The sequence below is a fragment of the Nostoc sp. ChiSLP03a genome, assembly GCF_034531215.2.
GTDB lineage: Bacteria > Cyanobacteriota > Cyanobacteriia > Cyanobacteriales > Nostocaceae > Nostoc.
The window spans coordinates 1-19,740 of the sequence record NZ_JAVRBQ020000122.1 but is presented as its reverse complement, the minus strand read 5'-3'; the positions used below and the strand labels follow the sequence as shown (position 1 = coordinate 19,740).

Here is a 19,740-nt window from a genome sequence, read left to right as displayed (position 1 = left end):
ATAGGTCATCAGTGATAGCATAAATTGTAATTATTTCGTTTAACATTACCCCTCCTAATTTTTCCTCTGGAGGGGATTTTATTGCTTATGCAATGCCACCTGAACACCTGCAAGCATAACTAGCAACTTGGGTTAATATTGTCCAGAAGAAAAACGCGCTCCAGTTGTAAATTGAAGGTAGTAATATGGATGTAGATGAAATTCTCAAACGTTATGCTGCTGGAGAAAAAAGCTTTCAGCACAGTAGTTGAAATAAAAATCCCTGCCACAGATAGTTGACAGGGATAGCAGTTTTGAGATGTAGCTTATCTTTTAGCTAACAAAATCTTTGTGGGCAGCGACAAGCATCTGAGCTTGCCTTAAAACGTTTCCGAATAAATAAAAAGGAATTTGCCAAGCTGCAACGGTAACTTCTTTGACTATATCTTGTACGCTAACTGCGATTAATTCATGCTCTGGCGGCTCTCCCTCAATTGTACCAGACCAAGTAAAAGCTAATAAGAAATCATCGTCTCCAGGCAAAGATGCAATCAAACATTCTTCTGGTGTTGGTTCGCAAATAATTCCATAATCATTTGCAAGTTCTACTAATCTTTGAAATTTGTTTCCGTTTGTCATTTGTTCTTAGGATGTAATTGAATCTCAGTTTTAGAAGAAATCATATTTTGAACTCCAGAACTCAAGTGAGTTGCTACATAGCAGAAAGTACGAATTATTAATTATTCGTTGAAAATTATGAGTTATTGGAGTCGAACGGGCTTAAGTCCAAAATATTACCGCGATCGCTTGGTTGTATCAGCAACAATTGTTACTGTTTTAGAAAAAGCTAAACTACCTACTTTTTCGGTTTACCCTATTTACATACACCTCCATTTGTTACCATTTCAAGATTGATGCTTTAATCTCACCCTAGCTGACGCAGTGCATTGAAAATTGCGTCAGCTTTTGGGGGAACTGCTGTAAACCGAAGCAGAAAAAGATGCTCGTCAACATTAGACTGTTCGATCACCTTGGCATAGATATCTTCTTCTGTAGCCATTTCTGCCTCAATCAATAACTGGAGTTTGAGATTACTCAAGAGTTCTAAAGAATGTGGCGATTGCAGCTGCGCTCCTTTTTCTGAGAGGCTAATCAATTCCCCCATAAATACTGTTCCAACTGCATGTTTTCCCTGCAAAATGGAGTATTTTACAGGTACTTTTTGAGTAAGAACGATCGTTCTCTCATCGTATTTAGGCAAGAATAAATTATATTTACCACCAATGCCACGAATTTCACAAATTGTCACAGGGTGTTTTATGCCTTTGGGTTCTATTTGTAATTGCCCAGCAATTTGTAAGTCAATATTGGCATCCTTACAGGTATTTTCGGAAATTAAAATTTGTCCTCCCACTGTATAAGATTCAATTCGAGCAGCCAAATTAACATGACTGCCAATAACTGTATATTGAGCGCGTTTTTGAGAACCAACATTTCCCGCTACGGCTTCGCCTGTATTAATCCCAATTCCCATTTCCAGAATTGGAAAATTCATTTGCTGATTTTGTTCATTCACTTGCTCCATTGCTAATTGCATCGCAATTGCACAAGCGATGGCTCGTTGAGAATCATCCTTGCGACTAATTGGCGCACCAAATATCACAAAAATCCCATCACCCATAAACTCATTAATCGTGCCTTTATACTGGTTAATCACATCTGTCATTGTTCCCAGATAAAGATTCAAAATCTTTACTACTTCTTCCGGGGGCAATTGTTCAGAAATAGCCGAGAATCCTCTTAAATCAGATACGAGAACCGTAACTTTTCGGCGTTCTCCTCCTAGCTTTAACCCAGATGGAGTTTCTAAGATATTGGCGACGATTTCATCAGTTAGATAGCGGCCGAGGGTTTTTCGCATCTCGGTAGCACTTTGGGCAATATACTGAGTAAGTGCGATCGCAGAACCTCCAAAAGCCAGCAATGAAGGGATAACAGGAATCCACCAACCAGCCAAAAACGCCAGAAAACTACCACCAATTAAACCCCCACCTGCCAATAAAACACTAACAGCCATGAGGATTTTCTGATTGCTACTGCTGCGTTGCAGCCAACACAAGCTAGCACCAATCATTGACCAGATCAAAATTAATAGCCATTCTAGTGGGTCAGGTAAACACTTGATCGGTGGACGACCTTCCATTGCCGAACTTAAAATTTGACTAATCAAATTAGCATGAATTGTCACACCCGCCATCCGTTCCGGGTCAGTCAACACATTACTGCTGTAAGGCGTATAGAATAGATCCTTCAAACTCTCAGCAGTAGCACCAATTAGTACCACCTTGTTTCGCATTAAATCTGGTGGAATGAGATTCTCTTGCACTTGAGTAAGAGAAACTTTAGTAAACTGCTGTATCCGTCCTCGGTAATTCAACAGCACTTGATAGCTTCCGGCATCAGCTCGGACGTAACCTCCATCATTAGGTTCAAAAATTGGGAAAATACCGCGATTTAACTGCAAGTAATTAGAGTTAGTTGCCGATGGGTTGGCAGTAATACCTTCAGGTTTCAAGTACAACAATGCCAGTTTTAACCCAAAACTTTCCAGAATCTCGTCATTATTTAAATTTACGTACAATAATGCTCGTCGAATTTTGCCATCTCCATCTATGGGTAAATCATTCGACCCAATTTGATTAAGTTTCTTCAGTTCTGGAGATGAATCAACCGCCGAACTATCAATAGTATCAGAGACTTTTTGGACTCCAATCAAATTAGGAGTAGACTTAAACACCTTAAGTAAGTCTTGATGACCGGGATTTACGGGTAAATCACGATAAATATCTAAACCAATCGCTCTGGGTTTTTGCTGTTTGATTTTTTCTAACAAACTAGCAAGTTTTCCATCAGGCATAGGCCACTGTCCCTGCTTGCGGACATCTGCCTCATTAATCTCAACTATGACAATGCGGCTATCAGCCGATTCTCTTGGACGAAGGAGAAAAAATTGATCTAGTGCTGCCAATTCCAACAATTGCAGTAATCCAGTCAAGCGTATTGCAATCACCAGGGCTGTAATATTGGGAACAGCAAGTAAAACACCCCGCCATTGCCAAATGTGCGGTTTCAGCTTTGTCCACATAATATTTAGTGCTGAGTGCTGAGTGCTGAGTGCTGAGTTAGGAGTTAGGAGTTAGGAGTTAAGAGTTTTTCCTCAGCTTAATGCCCTCTGCCCAATGCGCCGTGCCCTTGTTTCGTAAATGTGCAACAATCAATCAATGGTTCGGAAGCGATCGCACTCAAACCTACAGACTTGAAAAATTGTTTCCAATCCAGCCTCGCTTTGAAATTATTCGGCTCAGTCCGGCGTAGCTGCACCAAACTGGTTAGCGCTTCATGCCAAATCCCAGCTTCTGCATAGATAGTGGGCAACTTGTACAAATTCGCCTTTGCTAACGCCTCTGACAAAGTTGCTCCTGGTTGAGTGCGTTCCACCCAACCATCTACAGTCGGATTTTCATTCTCGTCTTGATTATCACAAATAATTGTTAGATACCAATGATAAGTTTTACCTACAGCGAGTGCAGGGGCACTGTCAGGAAGTTTAAAGCTAATAATTCCCGATTTATTTGGAAGTGTAAAAGAGGTCTCATAAAATACGTTCTGGTCTTCAGTCAAGAGCAGAAACTTGGCTGTTTTGAGTTGAGATGGAGGTATATACCAGAAAAATATTGGATGTTGAGCAAATGTCAGCCCTAATTTATCTGGAGGTATTAAGGGAGTTATTAGTTGTTTGCCTTTTAGGCAAGAACTACCACGGGTAGAACCACCAGCACTTGCGGGAATTTTTCCCCGCTGTGGTGGTTTAAATGTTTGACTAATTTGCCAAGTTTTATTGGCATGGTACGACTGAGCTTGTACCTGTGCTGTTAAAGCAGAAAGCAAATACAAAGGTAAGGAAAAGGGTACAAAATATAGAGATGGTTTAATCCCTTTCATATTGATAATGCCTGAGTTCTAGATTAGTCAGGTGAATAAATCAAGTATTCCCAAAAGCAGAGTTAGATTTTTCACTCAACTACAGAACTATTTATTGGGCATTGGGCATTGGGCATTGGGCATTGGGAAAGAGGAGGCAGAAGTTCAAAAATGTTTGAATTTTGAATTTTGAATTTTGAATTTTGAATTGATTTCTCCCCTGCTCCCCTCTCCCTACTCAAATATATGGCGATACATCTTCACCGCATTTATCTGCTAAATAGGAGAGGGCGCGGAAACGTAAGCCTACCAGTTGCTCATATAATGGGTTAATTTTACACATCGGTGGAATATGCACTATCTTGCGTCCAAATAGGGTGACATCCCGTTCAAAGGGACACTGGGCGGGAATCATTTTACACAGAAAGCGGGCTACTCTTGGGTCTTGGATATCTAGCCCATCAAGCCAGTTTTGCAGAGGGCGTAGGGCATTGATTTGACGCTTTGTCAGCCCAGTGCTGGCGATAGTGGGGGTAATTTGCTGTGGGTATTCCAGAGTGTGGCGAAGGGCTTCGAGTAACTTCTGTGGCTGTTCCAAAGCTTGACAGAACTGTTGCAGAACCTCATCTTCGCTGGGAGAATAAGTACCATCTGCGATCGCTACCATTATCGCTGTCCTTAAGAAATTTTCGGCAGCTGGTGTCCCTTTACCCAACGCTGCGGCTAATTCCTCTGGCGTAATTACCTCTAGTGAGTCAAATTTAATCTTAGGAGCTAATTCATTTTCGGTGATGCTGGCAATTAATTCCTGTTCTTGGTCGTCAAAATTACCATCAGCCCAAGCAATAGTAAGCAGTCCACGCAACCAAGCGGCAATCTGTTCGCTGCTGTAGGGGGATTGAACGGTACTTGTCATAAACTCTATGTCTCAAGCTTTCCTCAGTCACTACTACGCTACCCTAACCAGTGACTATGAAGATAGTGGAAGCAGCACAGAAAGAAAAATAAATCAGAGAAGTTTTCAAATTGCAATAGTCGGTCTTAAGGTAAAATTCATTTGTACCATTATTGAGAATTTTTCTACTTAAAGTGAATTCGATTGGAGTATCTCAAATATTTATCAGGTTCAAGACTGTAATTTGCGCCACAGAATTATGGAGTTTTCTAAGTATGCGAAGCTGCTAGCTAAATATCGCCGACGCTTTTCTCTAATGAATCGTTTACTGATGTTACTTACTTCTCTATAGAATTGCGATCGCTTGGCATTAGTGAAATTAGGTTAACTCTAAAAAATTAAGGTATATAATGTTTTTCTTTGGCATTGAACATGAAGTCGCGTTTTTGAATAATGAGGGAAAATTTGCTGATTTCTCCCACACAAAATTTGCTGATTTCAATCAAATTATTGCAAGGCTACCTACATACCCCAGTGATTATCCTCAACTCCGCGTTGGCGATGCGGGTATTAAGATGAAAAGATGGTATATTGAGGGATTTGAAAGATTTGCGGATTCTGATGAAGTCATAGACTGTCATGTGAAAGGTATTGAAATTAGAACAACTATCCATTCTAATATTCTAGGCGCTATTACTGAATTATCAGAAAGTTTTAACTTGCTACGTCAGGTTGCCGCTGACTTTGGCTTATCAGCAGTTTTGGTGAGTTTTAATCCCTACAATCCAGCTTTTGAGCCTCAACCCCCATTAAACAACTATGAAATTAAACAGCTAGAAGCTTATCCTGACGAACAAACTGCTAATATTCACATGGTATCTTATGGCCCAGATTTAAATATTTCCGTGGCAGATTTGTCAACTGAAGATGTAATTGATATTGGCAGAAAGTTAACTTATTACAGTCCCTATATCGTTCCTTTTAGTTATAGCTCTCCCTTTTATAATGGAGGTTTATGGGATGGACTATCGGTACGAACATTTATCAGAACTGGCAAAAGACCAGCTACTCTGGTTTTTGTTCAAAAAGAAGAACAACTTATTAACAGCATACCTGCCTTAACAAAAATTGCCCGCATTCCGGCGGAAGTGGGACGCATCGAATTTAAGGCTTGTGATAGTTGTGATAATTTTTTAATCTATGCGGCTTTGCTGGTATTATTGAAAGGTTTGGTGTTGGATGAAACCTTACTGGGTAGAGCAACTGTACCCGATGCAGCGTTACACCAACTTTCTGCAAAAGAAGCGTTTGAAAACGAAGATATTTTTGAAAATGCGACAAAAATCTTCCAAGCAGCCGAAGTTGCTTTAGGAGATGACCCAGATGTTCATTATTTAACGCCCTTAAAAGTGCTGCTGGAAAAGCGAAAAACAAGATCCCATGAATTAATAGAAATGTTTCATCACGTAAATTCAATAGAAGAGGTTATAAGGCAGACTTATCAAGTTTAAAAAAAAGATTTATTTTTCTCCTTTTATTTATTAGAAGGGATTAAGCAGAGTCTTTATATAATTATATAAATTAATACTTTACAAATGTCCTATAAAGTGCTTCTTCCTGCAATTCCTTTAATGTGATAAAGTCCAGCTAACTGAACATAAATAGTATAGCCTTAGCTTGAAAAAACTAGATTAAGTCGATATACCTAGAGACTGATTTTATTATAACTAAAGATGTAGTAAAATTCATTCTAGAGATTGATGCATACCCTAGCTTTTTCACAGTAAAAGTGTAAACAGGGAACTGAAATGAAGGATTTCAATTATGAAATCTAATAATTTTGCTAAAGAATTAAGGTGGTATTTGCTTATTATCCCTTACTAATTCGATGCAGAAATACAAAAAATCTCTTCGTCAGGTTCGTTTTCCAAGAACTTCTAAATTGAAGCGGAGCTTGCCAGTTTTATTATTGCTAAAAACTGCTGAGTAAGTAAAGGTATATGCTTCGCTCTTTCACTAAAAGTTCTGCGTTGTTAAAGCTGTTATGGAGGATTTCAAATGAAGATGATTACTTCTGTTTTATCTATTTTTCGTCCAGTACGTTTTCTAGTAGTAGCTTTTACTTGCGCTCTAGTATTATTTTCTAATGCTTTTCCTGCTTTTGCAATTGGTACCGACCAAAGTAACCCTACTGAAGGTACTACACAATTGCTTGACATTCAGCGCAAAACTGACGAAGCCGCTAAAGAACCACCACAAGGATTGAAAAAGGTTCAAAAGGAGTCTAATCAAGGACTCAATGAGGTTCAGGGAGCGGCTGATGTTGACAAGCAAAAGAGTCCTGAAAATTCTCAGGGTGCAAGAACTATCGAAGAAAAAGCAAATAAATTATTTGACAAAATTACAGGTAAATAACAGAGTTAATATCTTGGTAATTTTTTGTTAGTAATGGGTGATTGTGTCAAAGCAATCACCCATTACTACTTACTTATATTAATATCTCTGTTTTTTTAGCCGATAAAAAATAAGGAAATGTAGCTAATTGATGAATTATCTATAGACTCAATAGTACTACCTATTAAGGCATAGGTATAACTATGGAATGTAAGAATTAATCTAAACTTATAATGTTTCCTTTGGTTGATGTGGATGATGTGGAAAATTTGGCAAGTTAATAAATAAGTTTGCTTAGGGATGGAAAATAATGCGTGCGATAAACATTGGTCTTACAGACGAACAGCGTCAAGGTGTAATTAATCTGTTGAATCAAGATTTAGCAGATGCCTATTTACTGCTGGTGAAAACCAAAAAGTATCACTGGGATGTCGTTGGCCCTCAGTTCCGCTCTTTGCACCAGCTTTGGGAAGAACACTACCAAACGCTGACTCTAAATATTGATGCTTTGGCAGAGCGGGTTCGCGCTTTGGGCGGTTATCCAGTTGGTACATTGGAAGGATTTCTCAAGCTTGCTACCCTCAAGGAACATGGTGGTAATGTGCCTACAGCAACAGGGATGGTAGCTAATTTAGTGGACGATCACGAGCAGGTTATTCGTAATTTGAGAGACCATGTAGATCAGTCTGGTGAAAACTTCCACGATCAAGGAACTGCTGACTTTTTGACTGGACTACTCGAACAGCATGAAGAAATAGCTTGGATGCTGCGTTCATTTATTGAAGGCGAGGCACTAGATGCAGATGGCAGACAGCCAGCAGCAGGGGCTAAGACTCCCGTAGGTGTATAGCTCATAACATCTGAGTTCAGGAAGGCTGTATGTGAAATCAATTGAGGGAGGATCGATTCCTCCCTCAATTGATGTGAAAGAATTAATCTGCCTGGATCTACTCATTCACCTTGCCAATTTGGGAATTGAAAATTGGTTCATGCGCCAATCTCACTTAACGCCAGTTCGCTCAAGTCGGAAATTCCGCTTACGCGGCTGGTTCATTTATGTATCCTGGGGAATCTGTCTAGTGCAGTGGCTCATCCCGCTCGGTGCAATCAATCTAATAATATAAAAATTGATTGGTCATCTTCATTGCCAAAACAACATAATAATAGGGAGGAGTTTTTAAGTGTCAGAAGTATACAAAGCAGAACGTACTATTTCTGCTGTATTTAAAGAACAGAAGCAAATTGATGATGTGATTCGACGTTTACTAGACAGGGGTGTGCCTAGAGATCATATTTCGGTCATGGGCAGAAATTTCCAGTCGGAAACGAGAATTGCTGGTTTTATTAGTAAAAAAGATGTGATAGTGGGAGGTTTGAGAACAGGAGCAGTTTTTGGTTCTTTGTTTGGTTCCTTTCTCAGCTTGCTTACGGGTGTAGGCTTATTGTTTATTCCCTTTGTCGGCCCAATTGTGTCAGCAGGGCCTATTAGTGCAGTGCTATTGGGGGCTGCTAGTGGAGCGATCGCAGGTAGTGCAGGTGCCGGTCTAGTATCGGTTCTGACTACTTTGGGAATGCCAGAAGATAAGGCGGCTATCTACCAAACTCGCTTACAAGCTGGCGAATTTTTCGTGATGGCAGAAGTTCCAAGCGATCGCACTGGCGAATTTCAATTGCTGCTCGAAAGTGCTGGTGGCGAAGAAATTAACACGATTGAGAAAACTTTGGATCGTTCTTGTTCTGGACAGTGTAACAGTCCAGCAGACTTGTCTCCTGAAGTTCGCGCTCATCTTTCTGATGAAGCTCAGAGTACATTCATTGAACGATATAATGCTGTACTCAATGAAAAAAGTGACGAGTTCACAGCCGAACAAGCTGCTTGGGAGACTATTCACCAACAATACGAAGAAGATGAAAATGGTGTCTGGTCTAAAGCTAAGGTCAAAGCCTGAAGAAAGCAGGAGGTAGGAGTCGAAACACTGACTCTTGCCTCTGTTGTTGAACTACTGTGCAAGACTAGATATCAGAGATTTATAACAAATAAATTATCCGATATTGTGGGGTGGGTTTTGTGGCTTACCCCACAAAAAGTAAGTATATTGGCAATAATCTGGAAATCTTTGTAGATATTTATACGTATTATGGCAGGCGAGCGCACTTAGATAGAAATTGCCTACTCTAGGTCTGGTTTGCATAATTTTGGGTACATTACCGCAAATGCGCTGATACTTTAATTTTCCCTCTTCATAAATTCCGCAAAAACACCGTTACGCTATTTGTGTTTGCGATCAAAACTTAGAGCATCCAGTTTATGAGGGCGGATTTATGACCAACCCTGTAAAGACGGTTATCCAAGTCAATCTGGAGATGGCTCTAGAAGTAGCTCAAGAATTAGAGCAAGCTCCATACACTCAACTCGGTGCTTATTGTTTGGAAATTTTACGGGAAATCGGATGTGCTGGTACTGAACTCCCAGTTAACTTACAAACTCGCGATCAGCAGCTAAATTTCATTACAGGCTTTGCATCTTATGCTTTTGGGGAGGTACAAAGTGTATAAAGCATTAATTGATGATATATTTTCTGATTCTGAAGATACAGAAGAAACCACCTTTCCTGCCACAGATGAAGATTTATTAATCTTAACAGAAAAATATTTAGGGTTTGAAATTCCCTCAAAGATTTTCTTGCAAGCTATAGCCATTGCTGATTACGACGGTGCAGCTGCTTTTCGCTACGTTGATAATTATTTGATTACTCTCAAAAATAAGAAGAAGCGTAAGCAGAAGAAATTACTTGTGTTAGGGTGTTCGACTAGATTTGACAATAATTGACGTGTTTATTCACCAGTTAACTAAAAACCAATACGATTTAGATAAGATAATTTGCACGGCTGATGTAGAGGCGTTGTATTACAACGTCTCCGCACATTTGTTTCAAAAAGACAATAAACAACAATAACAATTTATCTAGAGTTAGTGGCAGGGCAAACGCATTTTATTTACTAATCAAAAATAAAAAGGATTCTCAAGTTATCTAATTGAAGAAGGCATGAGGCAGAGAGCAGAAGACACTATTCATTCTGCCCTCTGCCTTTTTCGATAACTGTCAAACTTGATGAGATTATAAACAAAACAAATCCGATCTTATCGGAAAATATTAATTAGCTTATTTTAAAATATATAACTCTTTAGTAAAAATAAAAACTCCCGATTCGGGTAATAGATAGCTTTACCAAAGAGAGAGGTTAAGCCTCGCTAGATTAGGAAACGCTATATGAAATTTAAAACATTATTTTCTAGTAAGCAAACTAGTACATTAAACATATATTCTCAAGAAATAGATTAATTAATAATTAACTAAAAAAATACTGTCTAGAACATCACAAATTAATTTAATACCAGACCCTACTTTAGGCAGAAGGTTAAGAAAATCAATTCAGCTAACTTAGTTAATTAAATAACAACTTATCGGCTCAATACTTTTGATTTAGATCCTTGCTTGGAGTTGAGAAATAGAAAAACTTCTTCTATATTTCAACAAATTGCTTAGTAGCAGTAGCATAAGAACCATTTAACTTCAAACTCAGCTTCAGGAGATACCAATGAACTTAAACCATAGTCAAAATTTGCTCAAAATGCTTGCTAGCCTCGTGGGAGTTGCTAGTACTGGTGCTTTAATAAGTCTTCCAGTATACGCTCTGCCCCAACCCATCTCTAGAAGTTTAGAAACTAGTCAAGCCCCCATAGGTGATAGATTGTACTCTCAAGCAGGGCAATCTACAGGAGGTGATTCTACCACCGGAACGCAGCAGTATCCAAATAATGGTACTAGTGGTAGTGGAACTGGTACTAGTGGAACACAGCAGTATCCAAATAATGGCACTAGTGGAATAAATAATGGTACTGGAACACAGCAGTATCCAAATAATGGTACTGGAACGCAGCAGTATCCAAATAATGGCACTAGTGGAACAAATAATGGTACTACCGGAACGCAGCAGTATCCAAATAATGGCACTAGTGGAACAAATAATGGCAGTACCGGAACGCAGCAGTATCCAAATAATGGCACTAATGGAACCCAGGACAATACAGGAGGTAACAACACTACAGGTGGACAAAACACTGGTGGAGGTGTCAGAGCGCTCTGGTAATTTCTTAGCCTTATACGATACAGGCTAGAGAGCTTGTTAAGCTTGCTTCCTCTACTTAGATGATTTCAAATCATGACTGTTATCAACAGTAAATGCAGTAGAAAAGATGAGATGTCATATCAATTGATTCGATTTCTACTGCAACTACTTTTGACAATTTTGTTTTCCCTTCCTCACAAAATTACATATCTAATGCTAGACTATTCTGTTCATCAGAATGATTTCTCAAATAACTACAGAGTATAACAATCTCAAAAATTAAACAATTGATAATTAATTTGGTACTAAAATATTGATAGGCAGAATTTAAAATTTGAAAATGCTCAAGCAATTAGATAAATTAGTTATTTTTATTTGTGCATCTGGATTAAATTTTAATCCGGCTATATCATTAGCTTCTGAACTAACAGTTCCTTCTCATACTTCAACCAACAATTTAGTCTCTCAAACGGCTTATATTAATAATAATTTAATTATTCAACCTCTTCACCTAGAGATCAGCCTTCGCAACCGTCGAGTAACCCTTTATCGAGGAAAAAACCGAATTAAAAGTTATCCCATAGCAGTAGGTCGCCAAGACTGGGAAACCCCAATTGGTAATTTCCGAGTGCGTACAATGTTAGAAAACCCTACTTGGATAAACCCTTTTACAGGTAAAGCCATCCCAGGAGGAGATCCTGAAAACCCACTTGGCAAATACTGGATTGGATTTTGGACAAACGGTAAAAATTGGGTTGGCTTTCACGGTACCCCTAATCCTGATTCAGTAGGTAAGGCTGCCTCACACGGTTGTATTCGGATGTACAACAACGATGTTAAAGAATTATTCTATCAGGTTAATATGGGAACACCAGTTACTGTGGTGCGATAGCTGATATAGAGTTATGACGAAAGTCTTAGTCGAGGGTAGCTAGTTATTAACCCAAGTTGCGGCTTTTCATTTTAATCCAAAATCTAAAATCTAAAATTGTTCGGTCATTACAAATTACGGATTAGTATTACTTCTGGCAAGACAAACTTGTTCATAACTTTTACCAGCAATATCCCAAGTGAATTCTGTTTCTACCAGTTGTCTGCCGTTGTAAGACAATTCTGAACGCAGATATGAACTATCGAATAGTTGACTAATAGCGGTGACGTACTCTGCGGGTTTATTGGCTCGTAATGCCCGTAATGGATGACTAGCAGCATCTACAGTTAATCCTTCTAAGCCGCGATCGCTGGCTACTACAGGTATACCAGCTGCCATTGCTTCTAAAGTTTTATTTTTAATACCAAACCCAGTCCGCATCGGTACAACGCAGATCGTGGCTTGATGTAAATATTCTGCCATCGAAGGTACACGCCCCAGCACATTAATTCCTGGTTTTTTATCAAGTGCCAAAACTTCTGCCACTGGGTGAGAACCGACAATATCGAAAGTAGTATCGGGATACAATTTTTGGATTTCTGGCAAAACTTCATTGCTGAAAAAGCAAACAGCATCAATATTTGCTAAATTATCCATTGCACCAATAAAAATTAGGCGATGTCCTCCGGGATCGGTGGTACGCTTGGGGAAAGAAACTAAATCTACGCCATTGGGAATAACTGTAATTTCACTGTTGGGGTTAAATTCTTGTAATTGAATTTTATCTTCTGCTGTTGTCGCCACAATTGCCGAAAATTTAGCACAATAGTTTTGCTCATAACGCCGCAAAAGTGGCAGATTAATTTTGTCTCTGAGTGAATTTTCTGAAATGCCTGTTGCTAATTGGTTCTGACAGGTAGCGTAAACAGAACTATGAACATTAACAATGGTTTTTAGCTGTTTTTGAAAATGTGGCTGCACATAAATCTCATTGACGCTATGTTCGCAAGTAATTACATCACATTTTCCCGCTTCCACCCAGTTATTAACCCATGTTTGCATCTCAACTGAGTAGCGGTTAAGTACGCTTGGCGGTGTTCCCTGCTGCAAAAATCTGCCAAATCGCTGTATTTTCTGCAATATTCCGGTGGTTTGAGAATCTGGTGGGCGTTCAAAAATAGCTAGACGATCCACACAATCGCGTAATCCTGCTACTTCTGCGTCTGTAACATCACTTTCGCGTTGAGTAACGAGGGTGACAGTATGACGTTGACTCAAGTACTTGAGTAAATTAAATGTCCTAACTTGGGTTCCTCCACGCGTTGCTGGGTAAGGAAAGGTGGAAGATAGCATTAAAATGTTCATATCAGCGTCTTCAAAAGTTTTTGGTTTAGCCAAAATAGGAAGGTGCAGCCAAAGTCAATTCTAAAGGGTGCGATCGCATCGGAATTTTAATCATAAACTCTGTTCCCTGACCAGGTGCTGAAATACACGTTATTTGACCACCATGTTTGGACACAACAATTTCCTGGCTAATCGACAAGCCTAAACCCGTTCCTCTACCTACGGGTTTTGTTGTAAAGAAAGGGTCAAATAGGCGATCGCGTACTTCCTCTGTCATACCGGGGCCAGTATCGCCAATCCTAATAGTCACAAAATTATTGTCAGTTACTTCGGTGCGAATCCGAATCGTGCTGCGGCAAAAGTAAATTTCCTGGGGCGATCGCTGTTTATCATACTCCTCCAAAGCATCAATTGCATTCACCAATAGATTCATAAACACTTGGTTGAGTTGTCCTGGATAACACTCCACAAGGGGTAGGTCGCCATACTCTTTAACGAGTTGAATCCCTAGTTGGTTAGAACTGGCTTTAAAGCGATTGTGCAAAATCAGTAGCGTGCTATCTAACCCAGCATGAATATCCACTGGCTTCATTTGGGCTTCATCCACGCGGGAAAAAATCCGTAACGACTGAATAATTTCGCGGATGCGGTCAGCCCCAACCTTCATTGAACTCAGCAATTTGGGTAGGTCTTCACTCAAAAATTCTAAATCTATCGCTTCAGCCAGTTGTTGAATTTCAGGTAGCGGTGAGGGAGTGTACTTAGCATATAGGTTCAAGAGGTCGAGCAAACCTTCGGTATATTCATAGGCGTGAGTCAGATTTCCATAGATAAAGTTGACAGGATTGTTAATTTCATGGGCGACACCCGCCACCAATTGTCCCAGACTGGACATTTTTTCACTATGAACCAGTTGGCTTTGAGTTTCTTGAAGTTGGCGAAAGGCAAGTTCTAGTCGATTGGCTTGTTCTCGATAGCGTGCTTCTGATTCTTGCAATGCTTGTTCTGTACAAATTCGCTCTTGGATTTCCTGTTGCAGCCGCTGATTAGATTGAAAAAGTGCAGCCGTCCTTTCTTTTACGCGTTCTTCTAACTCAGATGTCAGTTTTAAGAGGGCGTTCTCTGCTTTAGTTCGTTCTTGAATCTCCTGTGCCAGATGCACATTTTGTTCTTGCAATCTCTTAGTCAGGTTTCGGATGCTTAAATGGATTTTGACACGGGCTAAAACCTCTTCATGCTGAAGCGGCTTAGTGATATAATCCACCGCCCCAAGATTCAACCCTCTGACCTTATCTACCGTCTCAGAAAGCGCCGTCATAAAAATTACGGGGATGTCTTTAATTGATTCTTGAGCTTTCAAATGCTGGCAAGTTTCAAACCCATCCATACCAGGCATGAGTACATCTAACAAAATTAGATCGGGGAGAGCATATTCGACCTGTTCAATTGCATCCTCGCCATCCTGCGCTACTAAAACTTGGAAGCCAGAATCAGCCAAGAAATCGAATAACACTCCTAAATTTGTCGGGTTGTCATCAACGATTAAGATAATGCCATTTTCAATGTTGGAAAGACTCATTAATTTACTCCTAGATTTTTTAAAACTTCACGGATTTTTTTAACTTGAAAACCTTTAGCTAATTGACGCAGTTCTAAAGAAAAAGGTGCATATTTAACATCCAATTCTTCTAATTGATTAATTCGCTCTACAATACCTTTAAGATCGCCTTTCATTGCTAAATTCAATAGAATTGCAATTTCGTCTGCGGAGGGAGCTACCAATGATTGCTGAAAATTTTCTTGTTTATTTTCTGTAGATACTTTTTCACCATCTTCATAAATCCATTCCAGTTTTAAGTGATACTGCAACTTTTCTAAAAGCTCTGTTATGCGGATGGGCTTAGGTAGAAAATCATTGCAACCCGCCTCCTTACTTTTATTGAGATCGAAATCAAAAACACTGGCAGAAGTGCCAATCACGATCGCATTCTTTAGTTCAGGTGATCGCCGAATGCGACGGGTAGTTTCAAAGCCATTCATTTGAGGCATCAACAAATCCATTAAGATACAATCTGGATTCCATTCAAATGCCTTATTGAGACAATCTTGACCATCTACTGCTTCGATCGTTTCAAATCCTAAAGGCGATAGCATCTTGACCAAAATTGCCCGATTTTCTGGTCTGTCATCTGCCACGATAACTTTCAGCTTCTCGCCTTTAAAACTTTGGATATTTCGTTGCTCTTTTTTGACAACATCAGCATATTGAAAAACTTCAGGTAAATCTAAATCAAAGAAGAAAATGCTCCCTTTTCCTAAAGTACTCTTCACCTGGATTTCGCCACCCATCAGCTGAACTAATTGGCGGGTAATTGCTAGTCCCAATCCTGTTCCTTCTGCTTTGCGATTGCAATCTCCTACCTGCTGGAATGGCAAAAATATCTCTTCTAATTGCTCTGGTGCCATGCCAATTCCTGTATCTTCCACCTGAAACCGAATTCTACCTTCCTGATAGCCGACTTTGAAAGCCACGCCTCCAGTTTCAGTAAATTTAACTGCATTACCCAGTAAGTTAATCAAAGCTTGCCGCAACCGTTTTTCATCAGCTTTAACACCTATAGGAAGTTGAGTAATCTGTTCAAAAATTAAGCAAATACCTTTTTGTTCGGCACGGATACGGCAGATTTCGGCAATGCCTTCGCTCCGCAACAACCATATCCATAGTAGGCATCGTTGAGATAGGTATTAGCAACTTTCTCTCTGCCACAAGCAAAATAGAACTCTGCTGCTAGTTCCGAGGCTAGGGCTTCTTCTTGAATATATCCATGTTCTCTGGCTCCAGTTATGGCTCGATCGTAAAACGCGATCGCTTTGGCATCTTGCTTCAATACTCGCGCTTTTTCTGCTTCCACTAAATCGTACTTATGCTGATAGTTCGCAGGAGAATGCAACGCCCATTGCTTCATTTTTTTCTGCTGGGCTATCACTTGGCTGAAATATTGTTGGCGAGCGCTTTGTGATGCGCTGGGATACAAAGCTAGGAGAGTCAAAGAAGAGTAAAACTTGTGTTCGGCTTTGTACATCAATCCTTGTCCACCTTGTTCGTATTTTTCTGCCAGCAAGGCATTCTCAGCAGCGCGATCGTAATTTTTAAATAAATAACCCAGAAGCAGTTTAGAAACATAGATAGGATAAATAGCCATATAATTATTGCTATTTATCAGAATTGGCAACATTTTATTTTCATCAAAACTTTCGCCAATTAATCGATATGGTTCCGATGTATTCTTAATTAAATTCAAGCCTGTCTGTCGGATTATTTTAGCATAAATGGTTTGAAATTCTTGCTTAGTTATTTGCATCAAAGCGATATAATGCGCTTGTTTCTTGAGAGCTATTTCTAGATTTTCACCGATAAAAAACAAATGCGTACAATAAAAAGAAGCTGAATAAGAAGCATATTCTAAATCTCCTGTTTCCAGACCTCTTTGGACACCCTCAATTAACGGCTCTATAGTATTAATAGCTGGTTCTTTCCAATGCCTGATAAAATAATTAAATGTTTCATAGATTTTCGCTGTCATTTCCTTAGCATTGAATTGATTTAACAGCTTTAAGCCTAGCTGACCGAATTGATAACCAGAATCCATGTCTTCAAAAGCGCCACATAGGAACATTCCATAAAGTGTATACACATAAGCTGACAGAGGAGAGTTCCCATATTTGAGACAGAGATTGGTCATTTTAAAAACGACCTGGGGATAAAGTTCGGGAGCTACAATATAAACCGGAGGAATTAGATTGATTAATACTCGCAGTGCAGCTAATTTATAAACATCAGTCATTTCTGGCAATTCTGTTAAATCCTCAATTCGTTTCCCTCCTAAATTTAATCTAGTCAGTCTCGTTGGAGGGGTTTCCGATAAAGGCAATCCTAGCATTTTTAGCACTTGCAGTCCGGTATTTAACGCAGCTTGCATTTGGTTTTTAGCAATATAAAACTGCATTTTTGTCTCATACACCTGAACTCGATCGAGCAGGGTTTTTGCCTGTGCCAAAACTATATCAGAAAGCATTTCTGCTCGCTCGAAATTAGTGTTGAGGAATTCTACTGCTGCTGTTTCTACATAGAGGTTGAGTGTCATGTCATACTGACACTGCCAACTATCTGCCGCAAGTAATTCCAAACCTACATTTAAATATTTAACAGATGATTCATACGCTGTTGCTGCTTTTGCTTTCTGTCCAGCTATAAGATTGAGTTGAGCCAGTCTATCTTTTTGAGGCTGTTGGGCGATGAATTCAGCACCAACATTTAGTTGGTTGACAATTTCAAAGACGTTTTCTTGAATATCTGTTTCCGAGGTATGTATTAGTAGTAGTTCGCCGATTTTTAAATGAGTTTGTTTTTTCTGGTTATCTGGAATGAGAGAATAAGACGCTTGCTGCACTCGGTCGTGTAAGAACTTATAGGTGATAGGTGATGGGTGATGAGTAATGGGCGATCGCCTATTCTCAGTCTCCATTTGTTCTGAGTCGAAAACGAGTGGTGTTTTGTAGGAATTGTTGAGGGGTAGAACCAAACCTGATTGCAAAGCTTCCCACAAATCGGCTGCTGTTTCTGACTTAGATGTTTTATTAATAATCGCTAAGATATCTAAAGTAAACTTGTCTCCAATGCAAGCGGCAAGTTTTAAGACATTCTGTGTTTTTTCAGATAGTTTTTGAATCTGATTTGCCATAAAATCAACTACATTATCAGTTATATTAACTCCCTTGATAAACTCAAGATTCCATTGCCAAAAACCACTTTCAAAGTCAAAGAATAACAATTTATCCCGATCAAGAGATTTGAGTAACTGAGTTAAGAAAAAGGGGTTGCCTTGGGTTTTTGTAAAAACTAACTCAGCTAACGGCTTTACTTTTAAAAGTTCGCTACGAAGAGTATCGGCTACTAACTGATTGACGTGAGAGATATCCAAAAGCTGGAGGATAATATTATTTACGATCGCACCAGTCTGTTGAATCTCCTCTAAAGCTAAGCTTTGTTTAGTTAACATTTACGATCGCTACGGGGTATTTCAACTCGAAGAAATTAATGCTGTAGCTTCAGCATCGGTGTTTCCAGGTGTTTTTGTGGTTGAGGCATTAAGTTTTCAGAAAAATATGTTTTGAATTTTATATTTTCTGAGCCTTCACTCAGTCAGGAAACGATCGCGGCACTTGCAGACGATGCTATTGTCTACCTAGTTGATGCTTGTGCAGATTAGAGTTTCTACCAGCGTAAATTTGTTTTTTTGGTAGTAACTAGTTTAGTTTCTGTAAGGATTCAGAATCATATTCATCAACTACAAGCAAGCTTTGGTCAATTCCAGTTTTTTTGAGTGTTTCCAAAACCATTTCTTGCGGAGCAACTATGTAAATATTTGCATTAGCATCTATTGTTTGTTTAGCAAAAATGAGTACTCGTAGACCCGCACTGGCCATATATTCTAAGTCTTGCATCAACAACACGAGGTGTTTTGGATGCTCAACTGCTGCTTTCTCTACCTCTGTCTTGAAAATCGGTGCAGTCATTGCATCTAATTCTCCAGACAAAGTGATTTTAGCAACATCATTGCCGATTTCTAGTGTAACGCTCAAAGCCATAACTTTTTCCTCTATCTCTATGCTTATTTATTTGAACCTATTCGTAAGATTTTAAGGTCAAAGACAATTTATCAACAAGCAATTAAATTTAAAATATTGCTGAAAATTAGCGTTGGAAACATAATTTTTGAGCAGGTGATGCCTACTTTGGGCTATGCCTACGCGTCAGGGACTTTCAACTCAAAAAAGATCCCATCGCTGTGTAGGCAGAAGAGCAGGGAGATATTAACAGTCTATACTTTGACGACGCTTTCAGGAGCTTGTTGCCGGATAGGCACTTGAATTATAAAATTAGTGCCTTGCCCAAGGCTAGAAAAACATAGCAATTTCCCACCATGCTTTTCCGTAATGATTTGGTATAGCAACCGCCAAGGCGGTTAAGCGATAAACTGGAAGTAGACCTTGATGAAAGCTCCAGTAGAACCTCTGGGAAACTGATGCCCAAACCTTATAGTTATGACCTCCGGCAAAAAGTGATCCAAGCAATCTTGCTTGA

The 19,740-nt window shown here is 39.4% G+C and carries 19 protein-coding genes; 9 read left to right on the top strand and 10 right to left on the bottom strand.

All coding sequences use genetic code 11. The features are described from left to right. Positions 1–312 precede the first annotated feature (312 nt). The 4 genes from RMY32_RS20185 to RMY32_RS20170 form a co-directional block, all read right to left on the bottom strand. Positions 313–618 (bottom strand): hypothetical protein, encoded by a 306-nt coding sequence (locus RMY32_RS20185; protein WP_322709499.1) that lies wholly within the window; start codon positions 616–618, stop codon positions 313–315. A 286-nt stretch (positions 619–904) separates the two neighbouring features. After that, a complete protein-coding gene (locus RMY32_RS20180) occupies positions 905–3,124 on the bottom strand; it encodes an adenylate/guanylate cyclase domain-containing protein (RefSeq protein WP_322709497.1) in 2,220 nt (739 codons plus the stop codon). A 77-nt stretch (positions 3,125–3,201) separates the two neighbouring features. Beyond that, positions 3,202–3,981: a DUF928 domain-containing protein gene (locus tag RMY32_RS20175; protein ID WP_322709496.1), complete on the bottom strand. Its 780-nt coding sequence runs from the start codon at positions 3,979–3,981 to the stop codon at positions 3,202–3,204. Positions 3,982–4,198: 217 nt separating this feature from the next. Then, positions 4,199–4,876 carry a Mo-dependent nitrogenase C-terminal domain-containing protein gene (locus tag RMY32_RS20170; RefSeq protein WP_322709495.1) on the bottom strand — a complete coding sequence of 226 codons (678 nt, stop codon included), beginning with the start codon at positions 4,874–4,876 and terminating at the stop codon, positions 4,199–4,201. Between the two features lie 389 nt (positions 4,877–5,265). On the opposite strand from RMY32_RS20170, the gene RMY32_RS20165 reads away from it, so the two are divergent. The 9 genes from RMY32_RS20165 to RMY32_RS20125 all read left to right on the top strand — a co-directional run bounded on the left by RMY32_RS20165 (position 5,266) and on the right by RMY32_RS20125 (position 12,272). Continuing rightward, entirely contained in the window at positions 5,266–6,366 is a 1,101-nt protein-coding gene (locus RMY32_RS20165; protein WP_322709493.1) for a glutamate-cysteine ligase family protein, read from the top strand. 547 nt (positions 6,367–6,913) lie between these two features. Next, the gene (locus tag RMY32_RS20160) at positions 6,914–7,270 is read left to right on the top strand and encodes a hypothetical protein (protein WP_322709492.1); all 357 of its coding nucleotides are present in this window, start codon (positions 6,914–6,916) and stop codon (positions 7,268–7,270) included. A 289-nt stretch (positions 7,271–7,559) separates the two neighbouring features. Next, positions 7,560–8,099 carry a Dps family protein gene (locus RMY32_RS20155; protein ID WP_322709491.1) on the top strand — a complete coding sequence of 180 codons (540 nt, stop codon included), beginning with the start codon at positions 7,560–7,562 and terminating at the stop codon, positions 8,097–8,099. Between the two features lie 31 nt (positions 8,100–8,130). After that, on the top strand, positions 8,131–8,373 hold the full coding sequence (locus RMY32_RS20150; protein WP_322709490.1) for a hypothetical protein: 243 nt from the start codon (positions 8,131–8,133) through the stop codon (positions 8,371–8,373). Between the two features lie 57 nt (positions 8,374–8,430). After that, positions 8,431–9,198, top strand: coding sequence for a ChaB family protein (locus tag RMY32_RS20145; RefSeq protein WP_322709488.1), 768 nt, complete (start codon positions 8,431–8,433; stop codon positions 9,196–9,198). A gap of 373 nt (positions 9,199–9,571) precedes the next feature. Beyond that, positions 9,572–9,805 (top strand): hypothetical protein, encoded by a 234-nt coding sequence (locus RMY32_RS20140; RefSeq protein ID WP_094352841.1) that lies wholly within the window; start codon positions 9,572–9,574, stop codon positions 9,803–9,805. Next, on the top strand, positions 9,798–10,079 hold the full coding sequence (locus RMY32_RS20135) for a hypothetical protein (protein WP_322709487.1): 282 nt from the start codon (positions 9,798–9,800) through the stop codon (positions 10,077–10,079). Before RMY32_RS20140 ends, RMY32_RS20135 begins: the two co-directional genes overlap by 8 nt. Before the next feature lie 770 nt (positions 10,080–10,849). Further along, positions 10,850–11,401 carry a hypothetical protein gene (locus RMY32_RS20130; protein ID WP_322709486.1) on the top strand — a complete coding sequence of 184 codons (552 nt, stop codon included), beginning with the start codon at positions 10,850–10,852 and terminating at the stop codon, positions 11,399–11,401. A gap of 319 nt (positions 11,402–11,720) precedes the next feature. Then, complete coding sequence (locus RMY32_RS20125; RefSeq protein WP_322709485.1) at positions 11,721–12,272, top strand: L,D-transpeptidase; 552 nt, start codon at positions 11,721–11,723, stop codon at positions 12,270–12,272. A 114-nt stretch (positions 12,273–12,386) separates the two neighbouring features. On the opposite strand, the gene RMY32_RS20120 is transcribed toward RMY32_RS20125, so the two are convergent. The 6 genes from RMY32_RS20120 to RMY32_RS20095 all read right to left on the bottom strand — a co-directional run. After that, a complete protein-coding gene (locus RMY32_RS20120; protein WP_322709500.1) occupies positions 12,387–13,616 on the bottom strand; it encodes a glycosyltransferase family 4 protein in 1,230 nt (409 codons plus the stop codon). A gap of 25 nt (positions 13,617–13,641) precedes the next feature. Next, positions 13,642–15,174, bottom strand: coding sequence for a response regulator (locus tag RMY32_RS20115; RefSeq protein ID WP_322709484.1), 1,533 nt, complete (start codon positions 15,172–15,174; stop codon positions 13,642–13,644). After that, positions 15,174–16,307: an ATP-binding protein gene (locus tag RMY32_RS20110; RefSeq protein ID WP_409883517.1), complete on the bottom strand. Its 1,134-nt coding sequence runs from the start codon at positions 16,305–16,307 to the stop codon at positions 15,174–15,176. The genes RMY32_RS20115 and RMY32_RS20110 overlap by 1 nt, the downstream gene beginning before the upstream one ends. Beyond that, positions 16,241–18,655 (bottom strand): hypothetical protein, encoded by a 2,415-nt coding sequence (locus RMY32_RS20105; RefSeq protein WP_322709482.1) that lies wholly within the window; start codon positions 18,653–18,655, stop codon positions 16,241–16,243. The genes RMY32_RS20110 and RMY32_RS20105 overlap by 67 nt, the downstream gene beginning before the upstream one ends. A 247-nt stretch (positions 18,656–18,902) precedes the next feature. Then, complete coding sequence (locus tag RMY32_RS20100; RefSeq protein ID WP_322709481.1) at positions 18,903–19,244, bottom strand: STAS domain-containing protein; 342 nt, start codon at positions 19,242–19,244, stop codon at positions 18,903–18,905. Between the two features lie 309 nt (positions 19,245–19,553). Beyond that, positions 19,554–19,740: hypothetical protein (locus RMY32_RS20095; protein WP_322709479.1), on the bottom strand; the 187-nt coding region annotated here is incomplete at its 5' end.